Origin of the sequence: Streptomyces sp. NPDC048211 (genome assembly GCF_043202315.1) — a bacterium.
Classification (GTDB): Bacteria; Actinomycetota; Actinomycetes; order Streptomycetales; family Streptomycetaceae; genus Streptomyces.
Window position 1 is genome coordinate 1 of sequence record NZ_JBIDAD010000009.1, and the last position, 22,294, is coordinate 22,294.

Here is a 22,294-nt window from a genome sequence, read left to right on the forward strand (position 1 = left end):
CGGTGGTGGGTTGCCGAAGACGTCGACGGAGCAGGACGGTGTTCCGGGTCCGGTGATGTGGCAGCGGACGCAGAACTGGCTGCGGATCGAGTCCGGGTACTCCGGGCCGGTCGACGGTGTCCCGGGTCCCCGCACGTACGCCGCGCTCCAGCTGAACATGCGGGGCTGGGGCTATACCGGCCCCCTCGACGGCGTACCCGGAACGAACACCTGGGCCGCGCTCCAGCGACTGGCCGCGGCCCACGGCTACACCGGGCCCATCGACGGAGTGATGGGCCCCAACTCCTGGCGAGGCTTCAGCCGCTTCATCAACCAGGACGCATGGGACTGAGACCCCACCCACACCACGCCCGGCAAACCCGACAGACGGCACAGAAAACCCCCGGTCCGCAATTGTGGACCGGGGGTTTTCGCGGGTATATTGATTCTTTCTGTGCGCCCACAGAAAAGGCCCCTCACTGGGGGCCACTAAGAAGCACCGTATCCGGCAGGGAGCAATGTTGTCAACTCGGGAATTCGATGAACTGCAAAAGGAGCAGGAATTCATCGACCGGCTCTACGACCGTGTCGACGCGCTGCGTGGCGTCGCCGCGCAGCGCGTCGAGGATGCGCTGACGCCGGTCGGCAACGGCCTGCAGGCGCGTCTCGAACGCGATGTGCTCGTCGCCGAACGCTCGGGTCTGCTGGCCGCCCTGAATGCGGTGGACGGCTCGCTGTGTTTCGGCCGCATCGATCTCTCCGACGGCGCGGCGCACCATATCGGCCGCATCGGAATCCGCGAGGACGACACCGCGCACACGCCCCTGCTCATCGACTGGCGTGCGCCGGTCGCCCGCCCCTTCTACCTCGCCACCGGTCACACACCCATGGGGTTGCGCCGGCGCAGGCACATCACCACCGAGGGCCGCTCCGTCACCGAGCTGCACGACGAGATCCTCGACGTCGGGGACCGCCGGCGCACCGGATTCGAGGACCCGAGCGGCGACACCGTGCTGCTCGCCGCCGTGAACTCCGCCCGCACCGGCCGCATGGGCGACATCGTGCGGACCATCCAGGCGGAGCAGGACCGCATCATCCGCGCCCCGCACCGCGGCGTGCTCGTCGTCGAGGGCGGGCCCGGTACGGGCAAGACGGCGGTGGCGCTGCACCGGGCGGCGTTCCTCCTGTACGAACACCGTGAGCTGCTCGCCAAGCGCGCCGTCCTGATCGTGGGCCCCAACCCGGCCTTCCTGAGCTACATCGGCGAGGTGCTGCCCGCGCTCGGCGAGACCGGGGTGCTGCTCGCCACCCAGGCCGAGCTCTTCCCCGGGGTCCACGCCGGCGGGACCGACACGCCCCGCGCCGCCGCCGTCAAGGGCGGTGCGCCGATGGCGGAGGCGCTCGCCCTGGCCGTGCGCGACCGGCAGGTGCTCCCCGAGCCCGGCGCCCCGCTGGTCATCCGGCACGACGACGGGGACCTGATCCTCGACTGGGAGATCGCCTACGAGGCCCGGCAGGCTGCCCGCGAGACCCTGCTGCCGCACAACCTCGCCCGCCCGCACTTCGCGTTCCGGATCATCGACGCCCTCACCGCACAGCTCACGGAGCGCATCGGGGCCGACCCGTACGGCGGTCCCAACTTCCTCGGCCCCGACGACATCGCCCAGCTCGGCAAGGGTGTCGCCGTCAGCAAGGCGGTACACGGCGCCATCGACGAGCTGTGGCCGCCGCTCACCCCCGAGGAGTTCCTCGGCGACTACCTGGCCGACCCCGTCTACGTACCGGATGAGGACGCGGAGGCGATCCGGCGAGCACCGGGCGACGGACGGTGGACCCCCGCGGACGTACCGCTGCTCGACGAGGCGGCGGAGCTGCTCGGTGTCGACGACAGCGCGGAGCGGGCGGCCGCCGAGGCCGGGCGTCAGGAGCGGATCGCGTATGCGCAGGGCGTGCTGGAGCTGTCGAGGGGCTCGGAGTCGTTCGAGTTCGAGGACGAGGAGTCCGAGGTCCTGGCCGCCCACGACATCATCGACGCCGAGCGGATGGCGGAGCGGCAGGAAGAGGCCGATCACCGCAGCGCGGCCGAGCGTGCCGCGGCCGACCGCACCTGGGCGTTCGGGCACATCATCGTCGACGAGGCACAGGAGCTGTCACCGATGGCGTGGCGGCTGCTCATGCGCCGCTCGCCGACCCGCTCGATGACCCTCGTCGGTGACCCCGCGCAGACCTCGGAGGAGGCCGGCGTCGGCTCGTGGGAGAGGATCCTGGACCCGTACGTCGGAGACCGGTTCGAGCACGTCGCGCTCAAGGTCAACTACCGTACGCCCGCCGAGATCATGGAGCTGGCCGCCAGGGTGCTGCGCGCCCACGATCCCTCGTTCGAGCCGCCCGCCTCGGTGCGGTCCACCGGCGAGGTGCCGTGGGTGCGGGAGGCCGGGGACGACCTGGCCGGCGAGGTGGCGCGGGCGGTCCTGGAGCTGACGCCCGAGGAGGGGCGGCTCGCGGTGATCGCGCCCCGGGCACTCCACGGGGAGATCGGCGCTCCGCTGGAGGGCGTCACAGCCGGCGCCGAACCCGATCTGACCCACCCCGTGGTGCTGCTCGACCCGCGGCAGGCGAAGGGGCTGGAGTTCGACCACGTGCTCGTCGTGGAGCCCGCCCTGTTCGGGACCAGCGACCTGTACGTGGCGCTGACCCGGGCCACGCAGCGCCTGGGCGTCATCCACCGGGAGGAGCTGCCCGAGGCACTGCGCTGAACCCGCTCGGGCGGGACCGGGGCCGGTGAGGTCCAGGCGCAGCCCGCTTCTCCCGTCCTGGGCGAATACGCCGGTCGTGTCCTCCCGGCGCTGTCCGGACAGCGCTCAGTCGCGGTTCGCGCGGCGGAGCTGCGCCGAGAGGTGGTGCTGGAGCGGGCGGCCGACCGCGGCGAGGTCGTGGGTGAAGTCGAGCGTGTCGACGTCCGTCAGCGCATAGCGCCGACGGGTGGCGTCGACCTGCTTGGCCGTGGGTGTGAGGGCGACGTGGTGGGTGGCGAGGTCCACGGCGCCGTCGGCCGCGAGGCCGGTCATCATCTCCGCGACTCCGGTGGGCTGCGTGATCAGCGCCTCCACGCGCCCGTCCGGCTGCATCCGCCACCAGCCGCTCTCCCGCGCCGAAGGCCGCAGTGGGGCGCCGTCCGCGTCCAGCAGCCAGGCGCGCGCCTCGTACTGGAGGAACGGCCGTCCGTCATGGCTGAAGGTGACCTCCTGCCCGTACACGAATTCTGCGTCGAGGGTCGGATACCCTCCGCGGCCCCCACCCGTCCAGCTGCCCAGGAAACCGAGCAGGGGCTCCAACAGGGGGTGCGGTGCCGGCAGTTCGTCCGGCCGAAGGGCATCGCGATACGGGTGCTTCAGGGCCGGGTCGAACATGCGGTGCGCTCCTGGGTCGGGCCGTTGCCGGTTGGCAGCCTAACCTGGCACGGAACCGGTTCTCCTGCCACGCACGTGCCGGCGGAGCAGGCTGTCGAACCGGTCGAGCACGCCCGCCTCCTGCCGCTGGGCCCGTGGGCGGCGACCGTGCGATGGCGCACTGCGCGGTGCGTCACGGGGAGTCCGGTGTGCCGAGGTCATGGGCAGTGCCGGCGACGGCGGGCCCGCATCCGGGGGGAAGGTGGGCGACGACCAGGGCGACTGCGTCACGCGGGTTGTCAGCCTCTCCGATGTCCGCCGGTCCCCGAGGCGAGCGGGTCTTCCACCAGGTGACGCGGTATCGCCCGTTCACCGGAGTCACCACCGGAGCGTCGTGGGTGTAGGGGAAACCGGTACAGCGGCTGAAGGTGAGCGATCGGTGGCTGTGGAAGGGGAACAGGGCTCGCAGCTGCGGCTGGGCGTAGGAGGCTTCGATCAGGTCATGGTCGACAAATCGCGCCGCGGTCCGACGGTAGTCCGCCCATCTGGCCTCGGCCGCGGTGCCGCGCTCGACGCCCTCGGCGAGCGGGCTGAGGAGGATGAACGGGCATGCGGACCGCAGAGCCTCCAGCTCGGCGCCGGACTGCCAGAGCCCGGTAGCCGTGGCAGCCTCGTTCAACGTGGTCGTGGTGCCCCCGGCCCTCGCGACACCGCGTTCCCGGAAGGTCATGACGAAGCAGCGTTCCCGGATACCCAGGCGGACGCCCGTCGTCCGGCCGTCACTGTCCGCGCGGGCTGTTGACCAGCTCCGTCCAGTGCCTTCGTCGGGGAGCACCTCGCATCGATATCCGGCCTGGTGAACGGCGTTCTGCAGGGCGATCCGGAGCGTGCCGTCCTGGCCGAGTTCAGGGTAGAGACTGACGGGATGCGGGGCTGGCTGAGACGTCACGTCGCGTCCTTCAGTCGGTACCGCCGAGGGGAGCGGATCTCTGACACCGTGCATGAGCGGCCGGACGGCTCCACGATCCGGCGGAGCACCCGCCGAGGCCCGGTGGCCCCGTGGTGTGCCGGGCCGGCCCGTGTGGGGGCCGGCCCGGCACCTCACGCTCAGACGAGGTCGAACCGGTCCAGGTTCATCACCTTGTCCCACGCGGCGACGAAGTCCTTGACGAACTTCTCCTTCGCGTCGTCGCTCGCGTAGACCTCCGCGACCGCACGCAGTTCGGAGTTCGAACCGAAGACGAGGTCGGCGCGGCTGCCGGTCCACCGGACCTCGCCCGTGGCGGCGTCGCGGCCCTCGAAGGTGCTCGCGTCGTCGGAGGTGGCCTTCCACGTCGTACCCAGGTCGAGCAGGTTGACGAAGAAGTCGTTGCTCAGGGACCCGGGCGTCTCGGTGAGGACACCGAGTGACGACTGCTGGTAGTTGGCGCCCAGAACACGCAGACCGCCGACGAGGACCGTCAGCTCGGGGGCGCTGAGGGTCAGCAGGTTCGCCCGGTCGAGCAGGAGGTACTCGGCGGGGAGCCGGTTGCCCTTGCCGAGGTAGTTGCGGAATCCGTCGGCGGACGGTTCCAGCTCGACGAACGACTCCACGTCCGTCTGCTCCTGCGACGCGTCGACGCGGCCCGGGGTGAAGGGGACGTCGACGGCGAACCCGGCGTCCCCGGCGGCCTTCTCGACGGCTGCGGCGCCGGCGATCACGATGAGGTCGGCGAGCGAGACCTGCTTGCCGCCCGACTGGGCGGAGTTGAAGGCCTCCTGGATCCCCTGGAGGGTGCGCAGCACCGTCGCCAGGCGGTCCGGGTCGTTGACCTCCCAGCCGTTCTGCGGTTCGAGGCGGATGCGTGCGCCGTTGACGCCACCCCGCTTGTCGCTGCCGCGGAAGGACGAGGCGGATGCCCACGCGGTGGAGACGAGCTCGGACACGGACAGGTCCGACGCGAGGATCTGGGCCTTGAGGGAGGCGGTGTCCGCCGCGTCGACCAGCTCGTACGTCCGGGCGGGAAGCGGGTCCTGCCACACCAGGGTCTCGGCCGGGACCTCCGGACCGAGGTAGCGCACGACCGGGCCCATGTCACGGTGCGTCAGCTTGAACCAGGCGCGGGCGAAGGCGTCGGCGAACTGGTCCGGGTTCTGGTGGAAGCGCCGCGAGATCTCCTCGTAGGCGGGGTCGAGCCGAAGCGACAGGTCCGTCGTCAGCATCGTCGGCGCGTGGGTCTTCGACGGGTCGTGCGCGTCGGGGACCGTACCGGCACCGGCGCCCTCCTTCGGCCGCCACTGGTGGGCGCCCGCAGGGCTCTTGAACAGCTCCCACTCGTAGCCGAAGAGGATGTCGAAGAAGCTGTTGTCCCAGGTGGTCGGGGTGTCGGTCCAGATGCCTTCGAGACCGCTGGTGATGGTGTCGGCGCCCTTGCCGGTGCCGTACGTGCTCTGCCAGCCGAGGCCCTGCTGCTCCATCGGGGCGGCCTCGGGGTCGGGGCCGACGCTGTCCGCCGGGCCCGCACCGTGGGTCTTGCCGAAGGTGTGCCCGCCCGCGATCAGGGCGACCGTCTCCTCGTCGTTCATCGCCATGCGGCGGAACGTCTCACGGATGTCGCGGGCCGCGGCGATCGGGTCCGGAGTGCCGTTGGGGCCCTCGGGATTGACGTAGATGAGGCCCATCTGCACCGCGCCGAGGGGGTTCTCGAGCTCCCGGTCACCGGTGTAGCGCTCGTCGCCCAGCCAGGTGGTCTCGGGGCCCCAGTAGACGTCCTCGTCGGGCTCCCACACATCCGCCCGGCCGCCGCCGAAGCCGAAGGTCTTGAGACCCATCGTCTCCAGGGCGACGTTGCCGGTGAGGACGATGAGGTCCGCCCACGAGAGGTTCTTGCCGTACTTCTTCTTGACCGGCCACAGCAGCCGGCGGGCCTTGTCCAGGCTCGCGTTGTCCGGCCAGCTGTTGAGCGGGGCGAAGCGCTGCTGACCGGCTCCGGCGCCGCCGCGGCCGTCACTGATCCGGTAGGTGCCGGCGCTGTGCCAGGCCATCCGGACCATGAAGGGGCCGTAGTTGCCGAAGTCGGCGGGCCACCAGTCCTGCGACGTCGTCAGCACCTCGGCGATGTCCCGCTTCACCGACGGGAGGTCGAGGCTCTTGAACGCCTCGGCGTAGTCGAACTCCTCACCGAGCGGGTTGGCGACGGCGGGGTTCTTGGCGAGGATCTTCAGGTTGAGCCGCTCCGGCCACCACTGGCGGTTGCCGCCGCCCTGGGTCGGGTGCGGCGCGCGACCGTGCGCGACCGGGCAGCCACCGGCCTCCTCTGCCTTCGGGTCGGTGACGATCGCGTCGTGGTTCTCAGTCATGGAAATCCTTCCGGACGGGGCGGATCACGGTGCTGAGGAACTTCGGACGGTGGAAAGGCCGGGCCGGGATGCCGGGGCGAACCCGTCTCCTGACGTCACGTACTTTTCCGCGCTGCTGTCCTGTCCCTTGGCTTGTAGCCGGAACCGATCCTACGATGGACATAGTCCAAGTCAATACGAACGACAGGCGTGTACGGACCTATTCGTCGGACAACGCACAGTTAGGCTGGTGGGCATGAGTGACCTGCTGCAACGGCTTCGCGCACGTGGCTGGCGGATGACCGCTCAGCGCAGGGTGGTTGCCGAGGTGCTCGCCGGCGACCACGTCCACTTCACCGCGGACGAAGTACTCGCGCGCGCCACTTCCCGGCTGCCGGAGATTTCCCGCGCCACCGTCTACAACACCCTCGGCGAACTCGTCGCGCTGGGCGAGGTGATCGAGGTGGCCACCGACGGCCGTGCCAAGCGCTACGACCCGAACGCCCACCACCCCCACCAGCATCTGGTGTGCTCCGGCTGCGGCACCATCCGGGACGTCCACCCCGCCGGTGATCTCCTGGCGGAGCTGCCCGAGTCGGAACGGTTCGGCTTCACCGTCTCCGAGGCCGAAGTGACCTATCGGGGCCTGTGCCCGGGCTGCGGCCCCGCCTGACCCCCACGGGCGGGCGGGCCGCCCGGGCGTAAGCTTCGCTCACCATGGACGCGGCGGGGGCGGAGCACATGACAGCTGGATCAGCGACGAGGTGGGCGTCTGCCCTCGACTCCGTCGTCGTGTACGCGCAGGGCGCGCTCTGCCGTCGCCTGGCGCGGGGCGGCGTGCCGTCCGACGGCCTGGTGCGTGTGACGGGGCTGCCCCGCTCACTGGACCCGGGCTCGTTGCGGGTCCGGGTCGTCGGTGAGGCGGGGGTGCGTGTCACCGAGGCCCGGGTGGAGGTCGAGGCCGAGCTGCCGGCCACGGACGCGCCGGACACGTTGCGGCGCGCGTACGAGCGGCTGAGCGACGCGTACGCCGCGGCGCTGGCACGCCGGGACCGGCAGCTGAGCGTGATCGAGGAGGTCAGGGCGCTGCAACCGGTCCCGCCGCCCCGCAAGCGGGAGGACCCGCACCGCCGCACCCCGGCCGACGCGTGGCTGGAGCTCGCCGACTTCGTCGACGAGCGGCTCACGGGGCTGCACGACCGCCTCGCCGGGCTGGAGGAGGCGCTGCGCACCGCCGAGCACGAGCTCACGGTCGCCGCCGACAGGCTCGAACGCGGCTCCACCGACGCGCCGTCAGCCCATGTGGAGGCCACTGTCTGCGCACTCCTGGCCCTGCACGGTGCCGGTGACGCGGACGGCGCCGAGGTGGAGGTGGAGCTGGAATACGGAGTGCCCGGCGCCGTCTGGGTGCCCGCGTACCGCCTCGCTCACCAGCAGGGGGACGGCAGCGGCCGGCTGGTGCTGCGCGCCTCGGTCGCCCAGCGGACCGGTGAGGACTGGAACGGCGTACGGATCGCCCTGGCCACCGCCGACCTCCGGCGCCGGACCGACCTGCCGAGGCTCCGCTCGGTCCGGATCGGCCGGAGTCAGCCCGCTCCCGCTCCCTCCGGCTGGCGCGAACCCCCGGCCGGACTCGTCGACCTGTTCCACGGGTACGACGCGGCAGGCCCCGCCCCGGAGCGGAACACCGCACCCGTGGCCGTCGCCGCCGGGGCCGGTGCCGCGCCCGCGGGTGCGGTCGGCAAGTCCTCCTTCCACCCCGGTCCGCCCCCTCCCCCGCCGTCGCCGGTGGCACCGGGCGGTGCTCCCCCGATGGCCTACGGCGGCGGGATGCCCGCTCCCGCGCAGCCGCTGACGGGGGTGCCGCGCAACATGACACGATCCGCCGGGGCCGCCCCCGCGCCCCCGGCGCCCGGTATGGCCGCGCCGCCGCCCCCTCCGGCACCGGTGGCCGGTCCGCCGCAGCCGAGCGGCGCCGAGCTCGACTACGCCGCTCTCACGCTGAGCGGCCCGGACGGGCAGGGCGGTCGCAGGGGCCGGCTGTTCCCCGGCTCCCCCTTCGACCCGGTGGCGGCCGAGTTCCGCCGCCGCGCCGAAGCGGTGGCCGCGCTGCCGCTGCCCGGTCAGGCCGTGCGGCCCCGCGAGTCGGCGGGGTCCTTCGACCACCGCTTCGATGCCACCGCGCGCGCCGACATTCCGTCGGACGGCACCTGGCACACCGTCACCGTCGGCGAGATCCCGGTCGGGCTGCGCACCGAGTACCTCTGCGTGCCGTCCGTGGAGCCGGTCGTGTACGCCACGCTGCTGCTGTCCAACGCCACCGACCAGGCGCTGCTGGCCGGTCCGGTGGAGGTCACCGTCGACGACGAGTTCCTGCTGACGGCCGCGCTGCCCACGCTGGCACCGGGCGGGGTCCGCAGGGTGGGTCTCGGGCCGGCCGAGGGCATCCGGGTGACGCACCGTACGAGCGTGCACGAGTCGACCTCGGGACTGCGCAACAACACCACCGTGCTCGACCACCGCGTCCACGTCGAGCTGGCCAACCGGCTTGCCCGGCCCGTCACCGTGGAAGTCCACGAGCGGGTTCCGGTCACCTCCGAACCCGACGTCAGGATCGAGGAGCGGGCCGACTGGACGGCACCCGACGACGGCGTGGGACCGGACCGGCACGCCCCGGGCACCCGGGTCTGGCGACGGGACCTGCCCGCAGGCGCCACCGCCGCTCTCGACGGCGGCTACGAGATCCGCATCCCGACCGGCAAGGCCCTGGCCGGCGGCAACCGCAGGAGCTGACACACCCCATGTCCACGGAACCGAAGCCGGTCGCCCTCCCCGTCACCGCCGTCACCTGCCTGGAGGATCGCGCCCACATCGAGCGCGCCGCAGTACTCGACCTGAAAGCCGGGGTACAGCGGCTGCGTCTCGGGCCGGTCAGTGCGCTGGCCGTCGACCGGACCCTCCATGCCGAGCTGGCATCCGGTCACCCCGCGACCGTGCTCGACGTGCGGATCGTCCGCGACTGGACGCCGCGCGAGCCGTCGCCGCCCACGGCCGACGACTCCGCCCTGCGCCGGCGCGTACACGTCCTCGAAGAGGAGCAACTGGCCCTGGGACAGCGCCGCGACCGGCTCCACGCCCGCCTCGGCCTGCTCGACCGTCTCGCCTCCGATCTGCTGCGGGAGATCGGAGAGGGCGCCGGGTCCGGCGAGACGGAGCGGGAACGCTGGACCCGCGAGCTGGACCGGGTCGACGCCGAGCGGGACACGCACGGTGAGGAACTCCGGACGGTGGAGGTCCGGTTGGCCTCGCTCACCGCCGAACTCTCGGACGTGCAGCAAGCAGTGTGCCTCTCGGAGGAGGAACCGGCCGAGCTGGTCGGCCATGTCGAGCTGACCGTGGAGGCCGCGGTCGCCGGGCCCGTCGGGCTGCGCCTGACTCATCTCACCCCGTGTGCGCTGTGGCGCCCCGCCTACCGGGCCGTGCTCGAAGGGGACTCGCTGACGCTGGAGACCGACGCGATGGTCTGGCAGCGCACCGGGGAGGACTGGTCCGGTGTACGGCTGACCTTGTCAACGGCCCGCTCGGCGCTGGCGACCGAACCGCCACGGCTGGACGAGGACCGGCTGACGCTCAAGGACCGCTCCGCGGCGGAGCGCCGCACGGTCGACGTCGAACTGCGCGAGGAGGAGATCGGCACTCTCGGGCCGGCCTCGGTGCTCGGACTGCCGGGGGTGGACGACGGCGGCGAGACGCGGGTGCTGCGGTCCCCCACGCCGGTCTCGGTGCCCGCCGACGGCCGCGCCCACCGGGTGCGTCTCTCCGCGTTCACGGCGACCGCGCCCAGCGAGTACGCCTGCTCTCCGGAGTTGTCCCCCCTGGTCACCCAGGTGGTGCGGTTCGACAACCTGTCCGGCCACGCGCTGCTCGCCGGACCCGTGGATCTGGTCCGCGGCAACGGATTCAGCGGCCGCGGCACGCTGGACTTCACCGCCCCCGGCGCCCCCGCCGAACTGGCCTTCGGCAGCTGCGACGACTACCGGGTGGTCCGCCGTGCGACGGAGTCCCGCGACTCGGCCGCCCTGACCCAGCGGACCGTGGTCACCCGCACGGTCCGGCTGAACCTGTCCCGGTTCTCCGCCCCCGGGGAGCGCGGCGACCGGGTGGTCGCCCTTCGGGAGCGCGTTCCCGTCTCCGAAGTCTCGGCGGTGACCGTACGCGTGCACAAGGACTCCTGCTCCCCGCCGCCCGACGTGATCGACGCCGAGGGCATCGCCCGCTGGGACGTCGCCCTCCCGCCCGGCGGCCGGCGCACGGTGACCCTGGTCTACGAACTGTCGGCGAGCGCCAAGGTCACCGGCCTCTGAGGCCGGGGCAGGCCACCGCACACCGGCGCGGCGGCCTGCCGCCCCCGCCCCTCAGGACGGCGGCATCGACGCCCGTTCCGCCTCGCTGCGGAGCACACAGAACTCGTTGCCCTCAGGATCCGCCAGGACCGCCCAGCCGGCGCCGTCGGGTTCCCGGCGATCGGTGACGAGGGTGGCACCGATACCCAGCAGCCGCTCGACCTCCTCCTCGCGCGATGTCGTCGGGCGCAGGCACAGATGCACCCTGTTCTTGATCGTCTTCGGTTCCGGCACCTGGTTGAAGTGCAGCAGCGGACCCACCGGCAGCATCACCTCGGTCTCCAGGGCGCCCGGTTCGTCCTCCGGATGCAGGGGGCAGCCCACGACCTCGCTCCAGAACCGGGCCAGGGCGTAGGCATCCGCACAATCGATCGCAATGTTCTGCACTACCGAAATCATGGGGACGAGCCTGCCCCAGACCGCACCGTCCGCACCACCGCGTCGCGCCGGAACTCCGTCGGCGCAGCGGACGACGCCGCATCCGGCGACCCGGCCGTGTGCCCCGTACACGCACAGGGCAGGATCGTTCTCCGGGCGCCGCTGCCGGGAGCCGCCCCCGGACCGCCCAGGTCCGCCCCCGCCCAGCCCAGGAGAACGCATGCCCCTCGACGTCCCCGCGCTCCGCGCACAGATTCCGGCCCTGACGGCCGGGTCGGCCCGCTTCGACGCGCCCGGTGGCACCCAGACCCCGCAGCCGGTGATCGACTCGGTCGTGGACGCCCTGTCCCGGCCGCTCGCTGTGCGGGGCACGCAGAACGAGGGCGAGCGGAACGCGGAGGCGATCGTGGCCGGTGCGCGGTCCGCGCTCGCGGACCTGGTGGGTGCGGAGCCGCGCGGCATAGTGTTCGGACGCAGCTCCACCCAGCTGACCTACGACCTGGCGCGGACCCTGGCCAAGGGCTGGGGCCCGGGCGACGAGGTGGTGGTCAGCCGTCTCGACCACGACGCCAACATCCGCCCCTGGGTGCAGGCGGCCGAGGCCGTCGGCGCGACGGTCCGGTGGGTCGGCTTCGAACCGGACAGCGGGGAGTTGCCGCCCGCCCGCTTCGCCGAAGTGCTGTCCGCGCGGACCCGCCTGGTCGCGGTCACCGGGGCGTCCAACCTGATCGGCACCCGCCCCGACCTGCCCGCGATCGCGGATCTCGTCCACCGGGCGGGTGCCCTGCTGCACGTGGACGCCGTGCACCTGGCAGCCCACGCTTCTGTCCGGCTGGACGCACTCGGCGCCGATTTCCTCGTCTGCTCGCCGTACAAGTTCCTCGGCCCGCACCTGGGCGTACTGGCGAGCCGCCCCGAGCTGCTGGAGACCCTGCACCCCGACAAGCTGCTGCCGTCGACCGACGCGGTCCCCGAGCGGCTGGAACTGGGCACCCTGCCCTACGAGTTCCTGGCCGCGGCCCGGGCCGCGGTGGACTTCCTGGCCTCGCTCGCCGCCGGCGCCGACGGCACCCGCCGGGAGCGGCTGGCCGCGGCGTTCGAGGCGATCGAGGCCCACGAGGACGCTCTGCGGGACCGGATCGAGAAGGGTCTGTCCGCCCTCGACGGTGTCGTCGTCCACTCGCGTGCGGCCCGGCGCACCCCGACGCTGCTGGTGACCTTCCCGGGCCGGTCGGCGGCGGACGCCTCGCGGTTCCTGGCGGAGCGCGGGGTCGACGCGCCGGCGGGCTCGTTCTACGCCCTGGAGGCCTCGCGCCACCTGGGGCTGGGCGACACGGGAGGGCTCCGGATCGGTCTGGCCCCGTACAGCAGCGAGGAGGACGCAGACCGGCTGCTGGAGGGCCTGGCCGCCTTCCTCGCGGGGACCGCGCGCGGCTGAGCCCGGACCCGTACCGCCCGCCCTCCGCGGTCGCGGAGGGCGGGCGCGGGCAACGATGGCCGTGTCCTGACCCCGCCACTCGACCTGCCGGATGTCACACGCTTGGATGGTCACCGGCCGAAGGGCCGGTCGCGCACGATGTCCGAGTTGCACGGAGCCTGCGAAACGGAGCCGATGGTGGAGTCTGGGATGGCGACGGCCGGGGTGACCCTTGCCGACCGGTACACGCTTCGACGGCTGCTGGGACGCGGTGGCATGGGAGAGGTCTGGGAGGGCCGGGACGCGGTGCTCGGTCGCGAGGTCGCGGTCAAGGTGATGCCCGTCGCGCGGGACACCGTGTCGGAGCGGCGCTTCCAGCGGGAGGCCGAGATCCTCGCCGGGTTACGGCACCCGGGGATCACGGTGGTGCACGACGCGGGCCGCCACGACACGTTTCGCTTCATCGTCATGGAGCTGCTGACCGGCCACGACCTGGCCCGGCTGCTGGCCGAGCACCCCGGGCACCTGTCCTTCAGCCGTGTGGTGGATCTGACGAGCCAGACCGTCGACGCCGTGGCGGCGGCCCACCGGCACGGGGTGGTGCACCGCGACCTGAAGCCGGCCAACCTGTTCGTGCAGGCGGGCGACCGAGTGAAGGTCTGCGACTTCGGCATCGCCCGGGTCGCCGACACGTCCGAGACACTGACCTCCACGGGGCCGGTGCTCGGTACTCCCGCGTACATGTCGCCCGAGCAGCACCAGGGGCGGACGGCGGACGCGCGCACCGACCTCTACTCCCTGGGCGTCGTGATGTTCGAGATGCTCACGGGCATCCTGCCGTTCCCCGTCGACCAGCCCCTCTACGCGTTGATGCGCCAGCACGTGGAAGTCGTCCCGCCCCGCCCCGGCGCCATCCGTCCCGGCATACCGCGCGAGTTGGAGAAGCTGGTCATGGGGCTGCTGGCCAAGGATCCCGCACGACGGCCGGACACCCGGGAAGTGGCCGCGGGACTGGCGGAGCTGGCCACCCGGGACTCCCTGCCGACCGCGGCCGCCGGGTCCGTGCGCGGTTCCCGGCACGACCGCGGCCGTCGGCCCCGGACACCCACGCTCGCGGCCAACCCGGCGCAGGACGACACCGCGAGCCTCGCGTTCGGCCTGCTCCGTACCCTGAGGAGCGCGTCCGGCGGCTGCGTCGACGCGTTGGCGTTCAGCCCGGACGGTCGGGCTCTCGCCACCAGCCACAGCCAGGCCGGTGTCCGTCTCGTGGACCCGCGCACGGGCAGATTGCTCCACCGCCTCGCCGGGACCGAGGAGCGCGTCCACTCCCTGGCGTTCAGCTCCGACGGCCGCACACTCGCGACGGGGGGCGAAGGTCCGGTGGTGCGCCTGTGGGACGGCCGTGGGGACGCGCTCAGGGCGCAGCTCACCGGGCACGCGGGCACCGTCACATCCGTGGTGTTCGCTCCGGACGGTCACACCCTCGCCGTCGGCAGCTACGCGGCGCTGCGCCTGTGGAACGCGGACACCGCGAAGCACATGACCGACCTGCCCGGCGCCACGGGCCCGGCAGCGTTCAGCCCCGACGGCCGCCTCCTCGTGTCGGGCGGCGCCGAAGGCCTGGTGCGCCGTTGGAGCCCGCGTTCCGGCAAGTCGCACCGTCCCCGGTCCCTCAGGCCCAACGGCCGGGTCCGGCTCCTCGCGTTCGGCCCGGACGGCCACGGCATCGCCGCTGTCTGCGCACCGCTCGTTCCCCAGGACAAGGGGCTGGTCAACGTCCTGGACACGCGCACCGGGCGGGGGCACCGCCGGCTCACCGGCCACACCGACGACGTGGCCGCGCTGGCCTACAGCCCGGACGGCAGGCTGCTCGTGTCCGGCGACCACGGGGGCACGGTCATCGTCCGGGACGCCCGCTCCGGCGCGCAGCTCCTGATCCTGCCCGAGCGGTCCGAGCGGGTCCGCGCGTTGGCCTTCAGCCCGGACGGCGGAACGCTCGCCGTGGGCGGCTTCGACGGGAGCGTCCGCCTCTGGGCGACCCGTACCTGAACCGCTCGGACCGGTACGGCGGGCGGGGTGTCGAGCAGTGCCCAGCCCGCCGTACCGGTCTGCGTCTCAGCTCGGTTCGGCTCGCTCGGCTCAGCGCGAGCGTCGAGGCGTCAGCCGGAACGAACCCTCCGCCGAGGGGAGTTGCACCGTGTACTGGCGCAGGTAGGTGTCCAGGAACGGCGAGCGGGCGCCGGCCGTCGCGATGTCGTTCGCCGGGTCGGCCAGGGCCAGGGCGAGCCGGGCCCCCTTCACCGTGATCGTCTCGCCGGAGGGGGTGTCCCGCCAGGAGCCTGTCTGGATGGAACCGATCTCCACTGCCAGGGCGTGCCCGGCGGCCAGTGTCCAGTCGGTGGCCTTGAGGTCGACGGTCAGCCGACCCGTGCCCACCAGGGACACCTGCTCGTCGAACATGACGGCCTTCCCGTCCGGGCCGACGTCGTACAGCTTCACCATGACGTTGCCCCCGCCCTTCGCGGTCAGGGACAGCCGCGGGGTGCCCGTGACGCGGACAGCCCGGGTGACCGGTTCGGACCGTACGAAGAAGCTGGACGTCACCTCACCGGCGGCCTGAAGCCCTGCCGCACCCGCGGCGAGTGTCTTCGGTGCGGCCGGGTCCAGGGAGGGGGCGTTCTCCAGGTCCCACTCCCCGGTGGGCTGCGCAAAGGGCCGCAACGCCGGACCTCCGTCCTCGGCGGCGGCCCCGCGCGCCGACGCTCCCCCGTCGTCCACGTACGCACCGCTGCCGAGCGCGACGTTCACCGGCCGGGACTCCCCCGGCCAGGTGCGCTGGGCACGCCAGGTACCGGTGGAGTCCTCCACGGAGTAGGCCGGGTACGAGACCGTGGGCCGCTTGCCCTTGAGGTACTGGTCGTAGAAGGAGAGGGTCTCGTCGTACCACCCTTCGCGTCCCATGGAGAGGCGGCCGTCGGAGGTGCGGTCGCCGCCGCGGACGTGTTCCCACTGGCCGAGCCAGCCTCGCTCGGGGCCCTTGTGGTTGTCGAGGTACTCCTCCATCTCCTCGGGCTTGGTGTTGTTCTCGATGAAGCCCTGGGTGACGAAGAGCGGAGTATCGGTGCCCTTGGCCTTCCTGGCCAGGTCGCGGGAGGTCCAGTAGCTGCTCCGCTGATCGACCGTCCGGTAGCCCGCGGCGTTCTGGGTGAGGCATTCCGGATGGGCCTGCTCGTAGGCCGCGTTGGCCCGGTAGCGGGCGTCGTCGTCCGCCAGCGCGTCGAGCGTGGCGATGGAGTTGTACGCGTTGGCGGTGCCGGTGACGTTGGGGCGGGGCACCCCGTTGGAGTAGATGTACTGGTACATGTCCCAGACCGGTTCCTGCGCGACGACCGCCTTCAGCGCACGCTGGTCGAGGTCGTTGCCGATGAGGCCGGTGGAGGCGTCGTAGGACTTTCCGTACATGCCGACGGCGCCGGTGGACCACGACCGGTCCGCCGCCCAGTCGACGGCCGCGCGGACGTCGGCCTGTTCACCGGGGCCCGCCCAGTCGAGGCAGCCGGTGGAGCCGCCGAAGCCGCGCAGGTCCACCATGACGAAGGCATAGCCGTGGGCGAACAGGTCCGTGCCCTCGATGAAGTCCTGGAAACGGGACGAGGGGCCGCTGTGACTCCAGCCCTCGGGGCCGGTCTGCCCGGAGTGCCCGAAGTAGGGGCCGACCGACAGGATGACGGGGACGCGCGCCGCCTTCGGCAGACCTTCGGGGAGCAGGACGTCGGCATGCAGTTCGGTGCCGGAGTGATCCGACGAGGGGAAGTAGTGCTGTGTCCAGACGGCCCCTTCGGGGACCCGGTCGTTCTCCTCGTGGGTGACGGGGTCGGAGGGAACGGCGGCGCCGCGGACCGCGGCGGGCTCTGCCGCCGCGGCGAGGGTGACGGGGCCGGCGAGGGCGCCGGTCAGTGCGAGGGTGGTGACGAGGACCGAGGCAGCCAGGGCTGCCGCGCGATGTGCTCTCACATGCTCCTCCGGTGTGTGGTGAGCCATGGTGCGGTGGTGCCGACCCCTGCCGGACCGCGGCCCGCGGCCCGCGGTCCGCCGAGGTTGCGTCAGGGAGCGCGTCACACGTCCACAGACGGGCGCGGACATGTCAATAACTCGACGTCGAGCGAGCCTATGATCACCACGTTCACGGATCAACGCCCGCGCGTGTACGTCTTGTTACCGATGGGCGGGCCCGCGAGTCCGGGCCGTGCCCCGCCGACGATGCCTCCCGGTCGCGGCAGAACGTCAGTCACGCGACAGATGTGGCGTTCTTCCAGCGGCGTCAAGCTCGCTTCAGGAAGCAGTCACGACCGATCGCGAGGAGGGCTCATGCGACGCCCCAGCCACCTGACCCGGCTCAGCCCCGTGGGCGACCTGTGGGACTGGCAGCGCCTGGCCGCCTGCCGAGGCATGGACAGTTCCGTCTTCTACTCCCCCGCCGGGGAACGCGGCGGCCGGCGTCACGCACGGGAGGAACGCGCCCGCCGGATCTGCGACGGCTGCCCCGTCCGCCGGGAATGCGCTCGCATGGCGCTCAGGCACAAGGAGACGTACGGCGTGTGGGGAGGCCTGTCGGAGGCGGAGCGCGATCGTCTGGGATGACGGGCGGTCATGCCCGCGCCGGCCGGCGCGCCGCGGCCGATCAGCGACGGCGGTCCGGCGACCACGCGGCGGACGAGGCGGAGGAAGCCGTCGTGCAGCACGGGACGGACGCCGGGGGTTACGGCCGTGGCCCCGGCGGCGGGCGGTGGCCGGGGCCGGCGGCGCAGCCGGACTGGCTCCGGGCACCGCCGCCGGGCCGTCAGATCTTGAGGCCCAGGGCCCGGTACACGTTGATGTCGGCGTCGGTGGCGTCGTTGATGTCCTTGTACCTGACCTTCTCGATGTCTTCGAGGCCCGCCAGGTAGGCGTCTTCGGGCTGCCCGGGCACCGGAGCGGCGTCGTCCGGACGCCAGTGGTGCACCGGCACGACTCCGGGGGTGGCGAGCTCCGGTCCGGCCTCCGTGAAGAAGCGAAGTGCAGGACCGCGACGAGGCACAGCGCGACGGGGCGGATGAAGTCCAGGGTCCGCGCGGCCTGTTCGAGGATCCGTGCCGGGCTCGTCAGGTCCGCGTCGATGCAGTCCGTACGCCCTTCGGGACCGCTGGTGAGCAGGGCGTGGGCGAGGACGACCGGATCGTTGTCGACGTGGACCACCCGTGTTTCGGGAGCCGTGTTCAGGATCCCGGCGGTGCGCCGGCTCCGGCGGACGGGTCACCGTCCGGGTCCCCTGCCATGAACTCCGCCACGAGTGATGCCGGATTGGCAGCCGCCGTCAGCCGGAACATCGTGTCCGGGTCGAACATGTCGTAGAGGATCACCGGAAGCGGCTGCCCCAGCGCCTCCACGATCCGCCCGCTCCCGTGGAGGCGCCGGGCCGCCCCGACGCACACCTCGTAGAACCACGCGCCCAGCAACTCGTCGCGCTCGCCGGACTCGTCCTCGTCCTCGTACCAGAGCCCCCGGCGCTCCGCTTCCCGCCGGTGCGCCGTGACACCTTCCGGTTCACGCCCGACGACCCGCACGCCTTCGAGCCCCGTCTCGGCGAAGTAGGCGTAACTCCAGCGCGCCTCCCAGGCGTCCACCGCGGTCCGCGCCACCTTCGCGGCGTCCGCCTCGGTCGTGTAGCCGACCGCTACGTAAGGAAACCTCGGATCCTGATCGGTACTGTCGATCCGGAACGTCAGCGCGTAGATCCCGGCCTCGGCCGGGAACTCTCCGACGACTTCACCGACGACCCGTTCCACATGCCCTGCGAATGTCATACACCCCTCCTTGACCAGGTCAAGGATGACAGGGACGGATCACGTAGAAACACGTCTCCTGCCGGCCCGGCCACGATTCCGTCCGCCGACGGTTTCTCCGGCCTCGCGGCGAACGCCCGGGGCACCGTCCCTCCCCCGGGTTCCGATCGGCCCGCCCGGACTCGGCAGGAGGCGGCAGCGCGGAGTCGTCGCTGTCGGTCCGCATGGTGCTTCGTTGCCGGATCACCCCACCAGGTCCGGGGCGCGCAACATCTCGGACGGGATGCCCCAGGCGTCGACGAGGTCGACCGCGAGGGGCCGTACCTTGCGGCAGAGGCCGTTCACCTCGCGGCTGATCGCCTTGGAACGCTGGACGGTCAGGCGGCCGTGTTCCATGAACCAGGCCCGGTCCGCCTCGATCGTCGACAGGGCGAACAGATCGCACAACAGGCTCAGCGCGACCTTGTTGCCGCTCTCGGGCAGCGCGCGCACCTTGTCGACGAACGCCTCCAGCACCAGCCGCTCGACGTGCGCGTGGGCGACCGCGATGACGTGGTCCTGCACCTGCGAGAAGACGGCGCCGGGGTCGCGCTTCTGGTCGATTCCCCGCTTGAGCCGCCGGGCCACGCCGGCGAGCATGTGCTCCTCGCGGTAGCGGAGCATGGCGAGCTGGTAGTCCGAGTCGAGCAGGCCGGCCTCCTGGTCCCATTCGTCGCCGCCGGGCAGCAGGTCACGTACCCGCTCCAGCAGCTTGTGGGCGGAGGTCTTCTCGATGACCGTCTCGACGGCGAGGCCGGCGACGTAGCGGACCATGCCGAGCTGGTCCAGGTCCTCGAACTCGTCGGCGTAATGGGTGAGCAGCCCCTTGGCCACGAGCTGCATCAGGACGTGGTTGTCGCCCTCGAAGGTGGTGAAGACATCGCTGTCGCCCTTGAGCGCGGCGAACCGGTTGACGGTGAGGTAGCCGGCGCCGCCGCACGCTTCGCGGCACTCCTGGATGACCCGCGTGGCGTGCCAGGTGGCCAGGGCCTTCGTCCCGGCGGCCCGTGACTCCAGCCGGCGCCGCGCCTGCGCGTCGTCCTCGATGCCCGAGAACACGTCGTGCAGGTGCGTGCGCACGACGTCCTGCGCGAAGTGCAACGCGTACGTCCGCGCGATGAGCGGCAGCAGACGACGCTGATGCAGGCCGTAGTCGAGCAGCAGCATCTCCTCCGCGTCCGGGGCCGCCTTGAACTGCCGCCGCCGCACGGCGTACTTGGTGGCGATCGCGAGGGCCACCTTCGCGGCGTTGACTCCGGCGCCGCCGACGCTGACCCGGCCCTGCACCAGGGTGCCGAGCATGGTGAAGAAGCGCCGGTCGGGGTTCTCGATCGGGCTCCGGTAGACGCCTTCCACGGTGACGTCGGCGAACCGGTTGAGCAGCGCCTCGCGGGGCACCCTCACCCCGTCGAACCGGATGCGGCCGTTGTCCACGCCGTTGAGTCCCATCTTGCGGCCGTCGTCCTCGATCGTGACGCCGGGCGCCGCCTCGCCGCCGGCCCGGATCGGCACGACGAACGCGTGCACGCCCTCGGACGTGCCGCCCACCTCCAGCTGGGCGAAGACGACCGCCAGCTCGGCGTGGCGTGCCGCGTTGCCGATGTAGTCCTTGCGCGCCTGCTCGCCCCGGGTGGTGATGACGAACTCCTGGCGGGCGGCGTCGTAGCTCGCCAGGGTGCCGAGCGCCTGGACGTTGGAGCCGTGCCCGGTCTCGGTCATCGCGAAGCACCCCATCAGCTGCCCGGTGATGAGGTCCGGCAGATAGGCGTCGTGGTGACGTTCCGTGCCCAGGTGCAGGATCGCGCCGCCGAAGAGTCCGAACTGCACGCCGACCTTCACCAGCACCGACAGGTCGCCGAAGGCGAGCGTCTCGAACGCGGCGATCGAGGCTCCGATGTCGCCGCCCCCGCCGTACTCGGTCGGGAAGCCCATCCCGGTCTGGCCCGTCGCGGCCATCTCGACCACGAGTTCACGCACCCGCTCGCGAAACGCGTCCATGCCGAGCACGTCGGCCTCTTCGAGAACGGAGGCATACGTCACCAGGTTGGTCCGGACGAGATCGCGGATTTCGGCGTAGTCGCCGTCGAGCACCCCGGTCAGCGCCCGGACATCGATCTCGGGCCGCACGTAGCCGCTCGCGGGTGTGGAGGTGTTGTCATTGGCCATGTCCTGTCGCTACCCCGCCCCGGGACGATCAAGCGGCGGCGAAGAGGCTCACGGCCCGGGATCCGGCCCGGGCCGCGCGCACGCACGCGTGGTCCGGGCCGGGCAAACGCCGGGTCAGCAGGCGCCGAGGTCCTGCCAGACCCCCCATTCACCCGTGGTGCCGGGCGTCTCGTTCTGCGTCCACCACTTGGCCTTCCACGTGTGGCCTCCGTACGAGACGGTGTTGCCGGCCGTGTAGACGGCACCGCTGTTCCACACGGCAGCGGTGCAGCTGCCGCCCGGCGGAGGGGTGGTCGGCGGTGTGGTGGTCGGCGGGGTGACGCCGGCGAACCTCACCGAGTACTTCGCGAAGTCCCAGTCCGACTGGGCCACACTGCTGCACGTGCCGGACGTCTTGCCGTTGTTGTCGGGCGGAGTGCACTGGCGGTCGCGGTTGAGGGACCAGAAGGTGAAGCGGTCCATGTGGTGGCCGGTGGCGTAGTCCAGCACCGTCTGGAAGTCGGCCTGGCCGAAGTACTCACCGGTGTCGCTGCGGCCGTTCATGCCGGAGAAGCCTTCGTGCGCGTACGCGGTTGCCTCGTCCCATCCGAAGGTGGACCGGAGGATGGAGTTGAAGTTCGTCAGGGCGCCGGTCTGGGCGGCCGCGCCGTTGAACCCGCCGTCGAAGGGCATGATGGAGAAGTTGTTCGGTGTGAAGCCCTGGGCCTTGGCCTCGTTGAGCATCTGCTTGCCGAACCAGCCGGTGCCGTCGGCGGTTCCCGCGGTGGTGACCGAGACGTAGAGGCCCGGGTTGTTCTGCTGAAGGATCTTGGCCGCGCCGATCTCGCGGGCGATGGCGGCCGTGTTCTCGTACTCCGGCTCCTCCAGGTCGAAGTCGATGGCCTTCAGCTGGTACTTGGTGATGACCTGCTGGTAGGCGGCCGCGGTCGACGCCGCGTCGGAGCAGGTCTGGCCGAGTTTGGTCCCTCCGTATCCGCCGATGGAGACCGACACGTCACCGCCCTTGGCTCGGATGGCGCCGATGACGGATCCCACCGCGGTGTCCGTCGAGACCGGCGACGTACCGTCCCAGGTCGGGCTGCAGCCGCCCCCGTTGGGAGCGAGGACGAACGCGAGCTGGAAGCCCTTGAGGCCGGTGGCATCCATGATGGCGCCCGCGTCCGGCGGGTTGTTGTCGTGCGGCATCAGATAGGGCGCGGCGGCGTACCACCGGTTACTGAGCGCCGTGGCGTCGGCGGACGCACCCGAAGCCTGCTGCGCGGCGAAGGCGGCGAGTCCCGCGGTGGCCAGTGCGGCGGTGGCGGCACCACAGAGCAGCGCGCGAAGACGCTTCATGGAGACTCCTGTCGGAAGAAGGTGCCGCCAGAATCGAGCGATGACGCA

General features: G+C 72.0%; 16 protein-coding genes and 1 pseudogene. 8 read left to right on the forward strand and 9 right to left on the reverse strand.

The genetic code is table 11. The features are described 5' to 3' along the window. Positions 1–331, forward strand: a 331-nt coding sequence (locus ACGFZA_RS28835) for a peptidoglycan-binding protein (protein ID WP_385287079.1), incomplete at its 5' end; no start/stop codon positions are given. 193 nt (positions 332–524) lie between these two features. Continuing rightward, positions 525–2,735, forward strand: a complete 2,211-nt coding sequence (locus tag ACGFZA_RS28840) for a HelD family protein (RefSeq protein WP_393683321.1) — start codon at positions 525–527, stop codon at positions 2,733–2,735. 105 nt (positions 2,736–2,840) lie between these two features. Here the strand turns inward: ACGFZA_RS28840 and ACGFZA_RS28845 are convergent, their stop codons facing one another. The 3 genes from ACGFZA_RS28845 to katG all read right to left on the reverse strand — a co-directional run bounded on the left by ACGFZA_RS28845 (position 2,841) and on the right by katG (position 6,707). Beyond that, on the reverse strand, positions 2,841–3,389 hold the full coding sequence (locus ACGFZA_RS28845) for an FABP family protein (RefSeq protein WP_385288575.1): 549 nt from the start codon (positions 3,387–3,389) through the stop codon (positions 2,841–2,843). A gap of 172 nt (positions 3,390–3,561) precedes the next feature. After that, positions 3,562–4,317 (reverse strand): DUF6193 family natural product biosynthesis protein, encoded by a 756-nt coding sequence (locus ACGFZA_RS28850; protein WP_393682919.1) that lies wholly within the window; start codon positions 4,315–4,317, stop codon positions 3,562–3,564. A gap of 158 nt (positions 4,318–4,475) precedes the next feature. Beyond that, positions 4,476–6,707, reverse strand: a complete 2,232-nt coding sequence (katG, locus tag ACGFZA_RS28855) for a catalase/peroxidase HPI (RefSeq protein WP_393682921.1) — start codon at positions 6,705–6,707, stop codon at positions 4,476–4,478. Between the two features lie 235 nt (positions 6,708–6,942). Between katG and ACGFZA_RS28860 the strand changes: the two genes are divergently transcribed. The 3 genes from ACGFZA_RS28860 to ACGFZA_RS28870 all read left to right on the forward strand — a co-directional run bounded on the left by ACGFZA_RS28860 (position 6,943) and on the right by ACGFZA_RS28870 (position 11,050). Next, positions 6,943–7,359: a Fur family transcriptional regulator gene (locus tag ACGFZA_RS28860; protein ID WP_385288567.1), complete on the forward strand. Its 417-nt coding sequence runs from the start codon at positions 6,943–6,945 to the stop codon at positions 7,357–7,359. A gap of 68 nt (positions 7,360–7,427) precedes the next feature. Further along, positions 7,428–9,479 carry a DUF4139 domain-containing protein gene (locus tag ACGFZA_RS28865; protein WP_393682924.1) on the forward strand — a complete coding sequence of 684 codons (2,052 nt, stop codon included), beginning with the start codon at positions 7,428–7,430 and terminating at the stop codon, positions 9,477–9,479. Positions 9,480–9,487: 8 nt separating this feature from the next. Then, complete coding sequence (locus ACGFZA_RS28870; protein ID WP_393682926.1) at positions 9,488–11,050, forward strand: mucoidy inhibitor MuiA family protein; 1,563 nt, start codon at positions 9,488–9,490, stop codon at positions 11,048–11,050. Between the two features lie 51 nt (positions 11,051–11,101). On the opposite strand, the gene ACGFZA_RS28875 is transcribed toward ACGFZA_RS28870, so the two are convergent. Continuing rightward, positions 11,102–11,488, reverse strand: a complete 387-nt coding sequence (locus tag ACGFZA_RS28875; protein WP_385288559.1) for a VOC family protein — start codon at positions 11,486–11,488, stop codon at positions 11,102–11,104. 199 nt (positions 11,489–11,687) lie between these two features. On the opposite strand from ACGFZA_RS28875, the gene ACGFZA_RS28880 reads away from it, so the two are divergent. Beyond that, positions 11,688–12,905: a cysteine desulfurase-like protein gene (locus tag ACGFZA_RS28880; protein ID WP_393682928.1), complete on the forward strand. Its 1,218-nt coding sequence runs from the start codon at positions 11,688–11,690 to the stop codon at positions 12,903–12,905. A gap of 189 nt (positions 12,906–13,094) precedes the next feature. Then, complete coding sequence (locus ACGFZA_RS28885) at positions 13,095–14,933, forward strand: WD40 repeat domain-containing serine/threonine protein kinase (protein WP_393682930.1); 1,839 nt, start codon at positions 13,095–13,097, stop codon at positions 14,931–14,933. Positions 14,934–15,023: 90 nt separating this feature from the next. On the opposite strand, the gene ACGFZA_RS28890 is transcribed toward ACGFZA_RS28885, so the two are convergent. Then, on the reverse strand, positions 15,024–16,925 hold the full coding sequence (locus ACGFZA_RS28890) for a CocE/NonD family hydrolase (protein WP_393682932.1): 1,902 nt from the start codon (positions 16,923–16,925) through the stop codon (positions 15,024–15,026). A 327-nt stretch (positions 16,926–17,252) separates the two neighbouring features. Here ACGFZA_RS28890 and ACGFZA_RS28895 point away from each other — a divergent pair, with 327 nt between their 5' ends. Beyond that, on the forward strand, positions 17,253–17,525 hold the full coding sequence (locus tag ACGFZA_RS28895; protein ID WP_385276750.1) for a WhiB family transcriptional regulator: 273 nt from the start codon (positions 17,253–17,255) through the stop codon (positions 17,523–17,525). Positions 17,526–17,724: 199 nt separating this feature from the next. Here ACGFZA_RS28895 and ACGFZA_RS28900 read toward each other — a convergent pair. From ACGFZA_RS28900 to ACGFZA_RS28915, 4 genes and pseudogenes are all read right to left on the reverse strand, one after another. Continuing rightward, positions 17,725–18,134, reverse strand: a pseudogene (locus tag ACGFZA_RS28900) (SAM-dependent methyltransferase); the annotation flags it as partial. Positions 18,135–18,139: 5 nt separating this feature from the next. Continuing rightward, complete coding sequence (locus ACGFZA_RS28905) at positions 18,140–18,727, reverse strand: hypothetical protein (RefSeq protein ID WP_393682934.1); 588 nt, start codon at positions 18,725–18,727, stop codon at positions 18,140–18,142. Between the two features lie 222 nt (positions 18,728–18,949). Beyond that, complete coding sequence (locus ACGFZA_RS28910; protein ID WP_385276744.1) at positions 18,950–20,911, reverse strand: acyl-CoA dehydrogenase family protein; 1,962 nt, start codon at positions 20,909–20,911, stop codon at positions 18,950–18,952. A gap of 114 nt (positions 20,912–21,025) precedes the next feature. Beyond that, a complete protein-coding gene (locus tag ACGFZA_RS28915; protein ID WP_393682936.1) occupies positions 21,026–22,246 on the reverse strand; it encodes a chitinase in 1,221 nt (406 codons plus the stop codon). Positions 22,247–22,294: the final 48 nt, after the last annotated feature.

Coding starts and splice junctions, on each gene's coding strand:
- ACGFZA_RS28845 (WP_385288575.1), bottom strand. CDS start 3,389: ATGTTCGACCCGGCCCTGAAGCACCCGTATCGCGATGCCCTTCGGCCG.
- katG (WP_393682921.1), bottom strand. CDS start 6,707: ATGACTGAGAACCACGACGCGATCGTCACCGACCCGAAGGCAGAGGAG.
- ACGFZA_RS28860 (WP_385288567.1), top strand. CDS start 6,943: ATGAGTGACCTGCTGCAACGGCTTCGCGCACGTGGCTGGCGGATGACC.
- ACGFZA_RS28865 (WP_393682924.1), top strand. CDS start 7,428: ATGACAGCTGGATCAGCGACGAGGTGGGCGTCTGCCCTCGACTCCGTC.
- ACGFZA_RS28870 (WP_393682926.1), top strand. CDS start 9,488: ATGTCCACGGAACCGAAGCCGGTCGCCCTCCCCGTCACCGCCGTCACC.
- ACGFZA_RS28875 (WP_385288559.1), bottom strand. CDS start 11,488: ATGATTTCGGTAGTGCAGAACATTGCGATCGATTGTGCGGATGCCTAC.
- ACGFZA_RS28880 (WP_393682928.1), top strand. CDS start 11,688: ATGCCCCTCGACGTCCCCGCGCTCCGCGCACAGATTCCGGCCCTGACG.
- ACGFZA_RS28885 (WP_393682930.1), top strand. CDS start 13,095: ATGGCGACGGCCGGGGTGACCCTTGCCGACCGGTACACGCTTCGACGG.
- ACGFZA_RS28890 (WP_393682932.1), bottom strand. CDS start 16,925: ATGGCTCACCACACACCGGAGGAGCATGTGAGAGCACATCGCGCGGCA.
- ACGFZA_RS28895 (WP_385276750.1), top strand. CDS start 17,253: ATGCGACGCCCCAGCCACCTGACCCGGCTCAGCCCCGTGGGCGACCTG.
- ACGFZA_RS28905 (WP_393682934.1), bottom strand. CDS start 18,727: ATGACATTCGCAGGGCATGTGGAACGGGTCGTCGGTGAAGTCGTCGGA.
- ACGFZA_RS28910 (WP_385276744.1), bottom strand. CDS start 20,911: ATGGCCAATGACAACACCTCCACACCCGCGAGCGGCTACGTGCGGCCC.
- ACGFZA_RS28915 (WP_393682936.1), bottom strand. CDS start 22,246: ATGAAGCGTCTTCGCGCGCTGCTCTGTGGTGCCGCCACCGCCGCACTG.